Origin of the sequence: Nocardia sp. NPDC059154 (genome assembly GCF_042755705.1) — a bacterium.
Classification (GTDB): domain Bacteria; phylum Actinomycetota; class Actinomycetes; order Mycobacteriales; family Mycobacteriaceae; genus Nocardia.
On sequence record NZ_JBHZCS010000143.1, the window covers coordinates 1 to 9,168 of the forward strand.

At 60.4% G+C, this 9,168-nt stretch carries 5 protein-coding genes and 2 pseudogenes; 2 read left to right on the forward strand and 5 right to left on the reverse strand.

Annotated features, from left to right (window positions below):
* Nucleotides 1-462: 462 nt before the first annotated feature.
* The 3 genes from ACFXN1_RS50460 to ACFXN1_RS50470 all read right to left on the reverse strand — a co-directional run bounded on the left by ACFXN1_RS50460 (nt 463) and on the right by ACFXN1_RS50470 (nt 5,381).
* On the reverse strand, nt 463-1,284 hold the full coding sequence (locus tag ACFXN1_RS50460; RefSeq protein WP_379446228.1) for an enoyl-CoA hydratase/isomerase family protein: 822 nt from the start codon (nt 1,282-1,284) through the stop codon (nt 463-465).
* A gap of 190 nt (nt 1,285-1,474) precedes the next feature.
* Nucleotides 1,475-3,658 (reverse strand): acetate--CoA ligase family protein, encoded by a 2,184-nt coding sequence (locus ACFXN1_RS50465; protein WP_379446227.1) that lies wholly within the window; start codon nt 3,656-3,658, stop codon nt 1,475-1,477.
* A gap of 307 nt (nt 3,659-3,965) precedes the next feature.
* Nucleotides 3,966-5,381 carry an MFS transporter gene (locus ACFXN1_RS50470; protein WP_379446226.1) on the reverse strand — a complete coding sequence of 472 codons (1,416 nt, stop codon included), beginning with the start codon at nt 5,379-5,381 and terminating at the stop codon, nt 3,966-3,968.
* A 1,183-nt stretch (nt 5,382-6,564) separates the two neighbouring features.
* On the opposite strand from ACFXN1_RS50470, the gene ACFXN1_RS50475 reads away from it, so the two are divergent.
* Nucleotides 6,565-6,729 carry a hypothetical protein gene (locus tag ACFXN1_RS50475; RefSeq protein ID WP_379446225.1) on the forward strand — a complete coding sequence of 55 codons (165 nt, stop codon included), beginning with the start codon at nt 6,565-6,567 and terminating at the stop codon, nt 6,727-6,729.
* Nucleotides 6,730-6,767: 38 nt separating this feature from the next.
* Here ACFXN1_RS50475 and ACFXN1_RS50480 read toward each other — a convergent pair whose 3' ends face one another.
* Both ACFXN1_RS50480 and ACFXN1_RS50485 read right to left on the reverse strand, forming a co-directional pair.
* Nucleotides 6,768-7,592 (reverse strand): aldehyde dehydrogenase family protein, encoded by an 825-nt coding sequence (locus ACFXN1_RS50480; RefSeq protein WP_379446230.1) that lies wholly within the window; start codon nt 7,590-7,592, stop codon nt 6,768-6,770.
* A gap of 55 nt (nt 7,593-7,647) precedes the next feature.
* Nucleotides 7,648-8,028, reverse strand: a pseudogene (locus ACFXN1_RS50485) (hypothetical protein); the annotation flags it as partial.
* Nucleotides 8,029-8,346: 318 nt separating this feature from the next.
* Between ACFXN1_RS50485 and ACFXN1_RS50490 the strand changes: the two are divergent.
* Nucleotides 8,347-9,168, forward strand: a pseudogene (locus tag ACFXN1_RS50490) (transposase); the annotation flags it as partial.

A 9,168-nucleotide genomic window follows, 5' to 3' on the forward strand; every position in this document is an offset into this window, starting at 1 on the left:
CTACTCTGTGTTGCCCACAGGCCACTCGTCAGCCGCCGGAAGCCAATCCGAAACCGATCACGCCGGGCCGAAGGCCCCGCGAAAGATCGAGGCTAGTCCGGCGCGTTCATTCAAGATCATCCGTACTATCGCAGATAATTTACGGAGTCACCCCGCTCCGGACGGGGCATCGCGCCAAGCCGCTTCTGAGACAGAGGCGCAGATAATATGTTGTTATCTGCGATAGTAATTCCTTAGCGCCGGATTTCGCGAATCCAACCCACGGGCCGAAGCATGCACCCGCGATCGGCGGTACGGTGCACCCGGTGACCATGCTGGCTGTTCGGCCGCCCTCCAGTACAACACCGCTGCCCCTAGGACCATGAGGCGCCGGTGGCGCGGCGCGTGTACTCGCGGGTCGGGGCGGTGCACGCCAATGTACGTGTTTGGCATGCACACGCGACCAGCTGAGAGCCCAGTAGCTCAGGACGTGCCGGACTCGAACGGCTCGAAGATCGAGTCACGCCACTGTAACGCCGCTTTGACACCCTCACTATGAAGCAATTCGTCGAAGCGCTTGAATTCGGAGTCGGACTGGGTAATCAACAGGTAGGTTGCGAAATTGTGCTGCAGCGCCGAGTCGATTCCGGCCGCCGTCAGCGTAGTGTTGAATGCCTTCTTGCTCCACATCAGTGTCGGCAATGCCACTCTAGACATCCGCTTCGCTATACGCGTGGTCTCCTCCTCAAGGCTTTCCTTCGGGAAGATGCGATTGGCGAGGCCGAGCCGGTATGCCTCGTTGGCGTCGAAAATATCTCCCGTATAAGCCAACTCTCGAGAACGCTGACCCATCAGATGCGACATCATAGGTATTTCCGTGCTACCGAGCGCCAACCGGGTTTCGATCGCACCAAATTGTGAATCATCGGAGCAGTATCGGATATCGCACATCATGGCCAACCCTAAGGCCATGCCCAGACAATACCCGTCGATCATCGCGATAACAGGCTTGGGGCAATCAAACACAGAACGTATGAACTTGCATGCTTCTGCGTTATGCCTGATAGAATCCTCTAGCGTCCGCGGCCCGTGCTGGTCAGCCATGTCGTGCCCAACAGAAAATGCTCGATGGCCTGCTCCCTTGACCACGATCACCCGAACCTCCGGATCACGTTCCGCAACTCGTAGCGCATCCTGAAATTCGGCGCAGAGCTTTATTGAAAGAGGATTGAGTTTCTTTGGCTGGTCGAGCGTGAGCCACGCGACTCGATCGTCCACTTTGTATTGAATGACGGTGTATTCCATGAGATTACCCCATATATCTAAATTATCTGTACCGGTCGACGGATTTCCCAACCGGACCCATAATGGAACATCTGGCGACGATTTATCGTTGCCAATTCCGGCGAACAAACCCCGAATTGGTGCGGCCACAGCAATCTACCCGAATAATGCGTTGTGGGCGCTTGCGGTGGCTCTTGCGCCGGAGCAGAAGTCATTCGGTACCGCAGACGATCCTGGCGTCGAGCGCGATCGCCCCCTCTGAGTGGGCAAGGAGAGGATTCACTTCAATTTCTCGGATATTTGCATTTTTCGCTGCGATCTCCGAAATCCGGGCGGCGACGTTGCAAACCGCATCCACATCCACGGGGCTTCCACCTCGCGGTCCATCGAGCAGGCTCGCACCCCGTAGCGAGCGCAGTATCCGCTCAACGGCGCTCGGAGACGCAGGCGCAACAAGAACCTTGCAGTCGCGGAGGACCTCGGCGTAGATCCCACCGAAGCCGACTAGCAGTACCGGGCCGAAGTGTGGATCGCGGCGACAGCCGATGACAAGCTCCACTCCTTCGGGCTTGGTGATCATAGCTTGCATGGAGTACGGGCCAGGTATTGATTGCATATTGTCGAACGCACTGCGAACAGCCTGTTCATCGGGCAGGTTAAGCGCAACTCCGCCGGCGTCCGATTTGTGGAGCAATGAGACGGCCTTCAGAGCGACTGGATAGCCGATCAGCTGCGCCGCTGCAAGCGCATCGGCCAGCGTGTCAACCTGCATTTCGTGCGGGAACTCAACACCAGCGCTCGCGATGAGTTGACGAGCACCGAAGTAGCCATCGATCTCCGGAGGGTTTGCATCGGGAGTGAGATCCGCGATCGGCTCAGGGACGTGTTCGACGGACTGTACAACTCGACTGAGGGCACCAATCGCTCGCTCAAGCTCCCTGAAGATCGGAATTCCAGCGTCTCTCATGGCTGTACTGGGCCTAGTGTCAGGGCAATACGTTTGCACGATCAATGGGAGCGACGCATCGGCCACTAGACGTGCAATCTCGATCCCGCTCTGAACCTCCTGCTGACCGAGTTCCTCATCGCCCAGTTCGTCGTAACTCCCTAGGCCACCTGTCATCACGATGGCGTCAACCTCACGGGCGTCCACCAGAGCCTTGACACACCGAGTTATCGCGGTTGGACCGAGACCCGCTCCACCGGGCTCGACTGGGTTCGCGGTGAGCGCGTTGTCATGGGTCGCCTCGGCTAATCGCTTACGCAACCGGTCACTGAAAAGATCGACACTCAATCCGGCTCTCGTGATGAGGTCTGCAGCGACTACCGCGTGTCCCCCGCCGTCGGCTACTACCCCGACGCGTCTGCCTTGGGGACGTGCGCAGCCCAGCATGATCTGGGCGACATCGACGAGTTCAGTCGGTGTGAACACTCTGACCGTGCCGGAGGCACGGCAGACCGCGTCAACGATACTGTCATCGGTGGTAAGAGCACCCGTATGCGATCGGGCGGCTCGCGCGGTCTCTTCCCCCCCAGCGGCGTCAATCAAAACGACTGGTTTGCCGATGCTGACAGCTTTCTGAGCCGCACGCAAAAATGCACGGCCATCTCGGAAGTCCTCGCAGTACACAGCGATGAGACGTGTTTCCTCGTGCAAGGCCAACGACCAAACCGCGTCTGCAACGCCAATGTCAGCCTGATTTCCGAGGGACACCAAGCGCGAAACGCCCAGACCAACCTCCGACAACCGCCGCGCGATATCACAGCCGAGGTTGCCGCTTTGGGAGATCACGCCGACTGGACCAGGAGAAACCGGATTTCCGGGAATCCACGAGACGTCCAGGCCGGCGTGGGTATCCAGCACTCCAAGACAGTTCGGTCCGATCAACGAAGCCCCTTCTGCGCGAACACGGCGCACCAACTCTCGCTGGTGTTCCGCGCCGTCAGCGCCGACCTCGGCAAAGCCGGCTGTAATCGCGACGATAGCCTTGCTGCCACAGCTAAGTGCAAGATCGATGGTGCGATCGAAGGCCGCCATGGGTACTGCGACCACCACAAGCTCGGGGATCTTCGGAAGGCCGCCGAGATGACGGTAGGTCGGTTGTCCGAGTACGTGGCGGCCTGATGGGTTGACGAAGTAGACCGATCGCCTGTCAGCGCCCCGCAGCGCGGCCGTAGCCAAGAAGTGCCCCCACTTACCCGGCGTATCAGAAGCCCCGACAATAGCCAGTGACCGGGGAGCAAAAAACGATGTGAGGTCGCGAGGGAGCTGATGGGAAAGCTCAAGACCGACACGTGCATTTTCGACCGATTCGATCCTCCTCTCAGGGAGCCTCTGGTGTCCATCCGACGACGTTTCGGGAACCGTGTAGGTCTCCGAAGGATCTGCGCTCATCGAGATTGTCCTTTCTTGTCTTCGCGGCCTGCGAGCCTGAGCAATTGGTACGCGAGGGCGTTCCGCTCGTGTCCATTCACGCACCGGAGGCAGGAGGGGGATTCGACGAACGGCCTCCACCACCGCGGTTCCTCGCTACGTGCGCCAACTGACGGCGACATCGTTGAGTGGTTTCGCCTTGCGATCCCTCCTAGAAGAGCTTCCCAAGGAATAGCTGTGCGGTTCGCTGATCTGCTGTCGACAACCGATCCTGTGGATCGCCGTGACGCAAGAGTCGTTTCACTCGGAGCACTGCACGCGCCACGTCTCATATGATTTTTTCATTTAGCTTCGAATTCGTTCGGGGCGATGGCTGTTTCGAACTAAAAGAAGACCGATTAATGAGGACACGGGCACTGCCAGACTGACCAGCAACGTTCGCCGGCTCCATACTTGTGTCACATCGTTCTAGCGGTTGGCTCGGAGCATGGTTGCCGATTCCGAAAGCGGCTACTATGGCTGCGACGGCGCACACACCGGCGAGGTAGTAGCCGGGGGCGAGACGATTACCCTCCGAGATGAGCCAGGTCGCCACGTAAGGTGCGGTCGACCCGAACGCGAGAAGGCAGACATTATAGGCCATCCCGCTTGCAGAGGCGCGAATACGCGCCGGGAACAAATCGACTGCAGCCAAGACTGTCGTCGAGCCGAGTCCGCCGAAAAAGACTGCACACACCGCGACAACGAGCGAGGCCGTTAGGACGGAAGCATGCTGAAGAAGGATGAACGTGGGGACGGCCCAGGCTCCCAAGGCGAGCGCGGAAGCAACTGCCATGCGCTTTAGGCCAACCCGGTCGATGCCGTATCCAGCGAGGACAAATGCCACCATGACGACAAGCGCGAATACCAGCTGTACGGTCAGTGATTCAGTTTTACTGAACTTCACTGTCACGGTCAGGTACGACAGAATGAATGTACCCAAGAGAAAGACCGCAACCGCGTAAGCCATCGCCCATCCGATCAGTATCAGCATGGGTCCTTTCGCGACCTTGAAGGCCTGCTTCAGCGGTGCGGATTCGAGTTTCCCTTGGGCACGTAGAGCCGCGAACTCCGGGGACTCGTCTACTCGCCACCTCAGGTACAAACCAACCAATGCCAGGGGTGCCGCCGCCAGAAAAGGCACCCGCCACCCCCACGCAGTCAGTTGCTCTGGTGTCGTCGTGGAGGTCATCACCTCGGCCACCAAGACGCCGACTACCACCGGCGTATAGGACACCGCCGGGGAAATCGATGCATATAGACCTCGCCGCCCAGAAGGGGCGTGTTCGATAACGAAGATGTTCGAGCCAGTGTACTCCCCGCCTGCCGAGAAGCTCTGCACGAGTCGGCAGAGCACCAGCAATACAGGTGCAGCGATTCCGATCTGCGCGTAGCTGGGGAGCATACCCATTGCAACCGTGCCGGCACTCATCAACATTACCGAGAGCAGCAGAGTGAAACGTCGACCGTACCTATCACCGAGATGGCCGAATACAACCCCTCCCAAAGGACGGGTCACATAGCCTAGCGCAAATATCGCGAAAGTAGACATCAAGGCGGCGGTAGGATCAGATTTTGGAAAAAACACCGTGGCTATCGTTGTGGCGAACAGGGCATACAGCCCGCTGTCGTACCACTCCACGAAATTTCCTATTCCAGCAGCCACCAGAACTTTTCGTCGAGCGGCGCCGTTGCCGTCGTTCATTGTATGCTCCTAATCTGCCTTATTCGACGGCCCGGAAAACACTGCCGATGCGGCACTGTCCGCGAAATCCCTAAGGTATGACCGTCCAATTTTGCATATGAAATTACTAACGACTTGCATAGTTCTCTTCACACTGTTAGCCATGCTTACAGGCAGAAGTCAGGAACGCTGAACAGAGACGTGGGTATGTAGAATTTATCTCTTGAGAGCGGCACGCGAACCCACAGAAGACCAGAAAGTAATCGTTCGGATTGCCAGGCGGCAAAATGTCACCTTGCGATACCACCTTCAGGTGCATCCAACGAGCTCTTTATACTCTGTCTGCCTGAATAGATCACCCAGGATAACAGTTGTTCCACGGCATAGGAAAACAGCGGAAGAATACTCATCCAAGCCGAAAGGAAACGCATGGATAAATGTAAGTATTGATTAGCTATCGTGAACGGGCGACAGTCTGCGAACAATGTCTCCTAAATGCCCTGGATAGGGCGAAAATCGGCTTAGGCACGATAGGTTAATTATCCCCAAACGGACAGTTGTGGTCCATCGCTTCTTGGTTCCAGATATTGTGGAACAACACTTAACTATCGAATCTGGCGACTCATGACATCACGGCACCGCCCGCTGGGGCCGTCCGCCACGTCTATCTCACGGCTCGTGAGATCACGAGACTTGCGCAGGAAACGAGGGCTACAACCATCACAGCGCTGTTCGGCCCCGGCAGATCATCACCGTCACATCGCGCGATATCCGTCACTTCGATACAAGACCGGCACCAGGCGTCAGGAAACCTCGGCCTCTGCACAGCATGAACTCGACGCGAGTTCGCAGAAGAGTATCTGCAGGTCAAGGCTTGCGAACGTTGGGGTCCGATGGCGGGCCGGTCTCCCGGAGCCCGATATCCCCCGGCCGGCGCTGGTGGTCCCTTCCATCGAATGCCCGTGCCATCGCACAAACAGTCACCGGTGAGAGTCTGCGTCGCGGCCTTACCTCTGCCGAGACGGCAATGCCTCCGAAGATCCAGCGAAGTCATTGTAGCTACCGATCGGCACGGAGCTGCCCCGGCTCAGGCGGACCGGCTCCGAGCCGCTGCGAAGCCGCGCCATCTGGTCGTGGGTGCACAACATACCCACCCAGGACCGGACACGTCATCTTGACCCGCCACCTTTACAACATCCGCGACGTGCCTGCACCCGAAGCCGGGCCGGTACTGCAACGGTACGTCCAGATCGCCTCCGCGACCCGGCCACTATGGGCAGCCCCCGGCAGTGAAGTGGCCGTAACCGACATGGGCGCGGCGGGGACGGTTGGTGGTAGTTCTATGCTGGACGATGGCGAGCCCGGCTAGTAGAGCGGAGTTCGCGGGGATGGCCCTGGCCCCTGGACCTAAACCTTTTCAGGCGCGGCGGCGGTGCCCAGCGTCGAACCAGTCGCTGAACCAGCGGGTGACGGTACCGGCGTCGGTGTCGGCGGGCAGTCCGGTCTCGTGCGATGTGCCGCGTCTTCGTCGCGGCAGCGGTAGTGCCAGCCCAGAGCGTGGCACATGATGACTGCCAGGTATTCGCCCTGGGTGCTGAAGCGTTGGATCGCTGCGATGGGACCGAAGATCTCGCTGTTGGCGATGTCGGAGGTCGCTGGAACGTGGTCGAGCACGGTTGCCTGGAAGAAGTGGCCTGGCCCGGCGATGGCGTGGCCGCCGGTGCGCACGGTGGCGCCGTGGGCGACCGCGTTGTCGACGAGCTGTTGCATGCTGGCCATAGCATCATCGTTGATGAGTGAGCCGAGGGTGACTCCGTCAGCGAGACCATCGCCGGTGCGCGTTGCCGCCATCTTCTCGGTAAGTCCTTCGATGAAGTGCTCGGCGATGCCGTCTTGGACGTAGATGCGGTTCGCGGCGATGCACGCTTGTCCGCCGTTGCGCATCTTGGCTTTGTAGGCCCCGTCGACGGCGCGTTCGAGGTCGGCGCCGTCGAATACGATCAGGGGCGCATTGCCGCCGAGCTCCATGGACGAGCGCAGCACGTTTTCCGCGGCGAGGCGCAGCAGCACCTTGCCGAGGCCCGTCGAGCCGGTGAAGGAGATCTTTCGTACGCGGCTGTCGGCGAGAACCGCGGTGCTGAATGTCGACGAATCGCTGGTGCTGACCACCTGGATGAGGCCGTCGGGGACGCCGGCCTGCCGCGCAAGGTCGACTGCGTAGTAGGTCGTCAAACGGAGTGAGGGCGGCGGGCTTGATGACCACGGGGCAGCCGGCAGCCAATGCGGGGGCGATCTTGCGGGTCGCCATGGCCAGGGGAAGTTCCATGGGGTGATCAGCACCGACAGCCCGAGGGGGGCGCGTCCGGTGAGTAGGGTGCCGCCACCGGTGGGCACGTCGCGGACGGTGCCGCCGGGACGGACGGCTTCTTCGGCGTACCAGCGGACGAAGTCGCTGCCGTAGGTGACCTCGGCCCGCGCCTCGGCCAGCGGTTTGCCGATCTCCCGGGTGATGAGCAGGGCGATGTCCTCGGCATGTTCGATAATCGCGTCGTACCACTGATGCAGGATGTCGGCGCGCTGGCGCGGGTACGGACAGCCCAGTCTCGACCGGCTTCGTCGGACGCGGACAGCGCTTGCAACGCCTCATCAGGATTGGCGTCGGGAACATGTGCAAGGACGTATCCGGTGGCCGGGTTGACGACGCTGAATACGTCGATACTTCTGGGCAGGTCCACGTGAGCAATAGCCGCGTCGGCGGCCAGCGCACGATCCGGATCGGGCGCGGCAACCGACGTCCCGGCTCCGGCAGTCAGGTCCGTGGTCTCTTGGCTTCCTCTTCACACAGGACGTAGTTGATGGCATCGATGAACTGAACGAGTTCATAGACAGGGGTGATGAAAGGCGGGCTGATCTGCAGCGTGTTGCCGCGCAGCGGCCGGGAAATGAAGCCAAGGTCAAGAAGGCGTCAGCAGCGTCGTCGGCGGTAATGGCGTTGTTTAGAGTGACACGCACCGGGCTGGGTGAGTTGCTGACCGGGAAGGTGGCGATCGCCGAGCCTCGGATCAAGTCCCGGTCGGCGAACCCTGGCCCGAAACTGGTGACACTGATCGCTGGGATGTGTGCCGGCGCGGACAGCATCGACGATATCGATGTGCTGCGCAGCAGCGGCATGAGCGCGGTGTTCGACCGGATGTATGCGCCGTCGACGGTCGCAACCCTGTTACGGGAGTTCAGCTTCGGGCATGCCCGTCAGCTCGAATCGGTGCTGCGCACCTGTCGCGGTTGTATGCGCGGGCCGATCTGCTCCCCCGGCGCCAGCGCGCGGGCGTTCGTCGATATCGACTCGTTGCTGCGGCCGGTCTATGGGTATGCCGAGCAGGGCGCGTCCTACGGGTTCACCAAAATTTTCGGGCAAACAGGTTCTGCGCAAAGGGCTTTCACCACTGGCGACCACGATCAGCACCGACCTGGCTGCGCCGGTGATCGCGGGAATGCGGTTGCGCGCCGGGAAAGCGAGATCGGCCAAAGGGGCCGGGCGGATGATCGCCCAAGCCGTCACCACCGCCCGCGCGGCCGGGGTGACCGGTGAGATCCTGGTGCGCGGGGATTCCGCCTTCGGTGGTCGTGGGCGTGATCAGCGCGTGTCACCGCCTCGGAGCCCGCTTCTCGCTGGTGCTGACGAACAACCGCGCCGTGGCGCGGGCGATCACGTCGATCCCCGGCAATGCGTGGACACCGGTGAAATACCCGGGCGCGGTCCGCGACCCCGACAGCGGTGAACCGATCTCCGACGCCGAGGTCGCCGAAA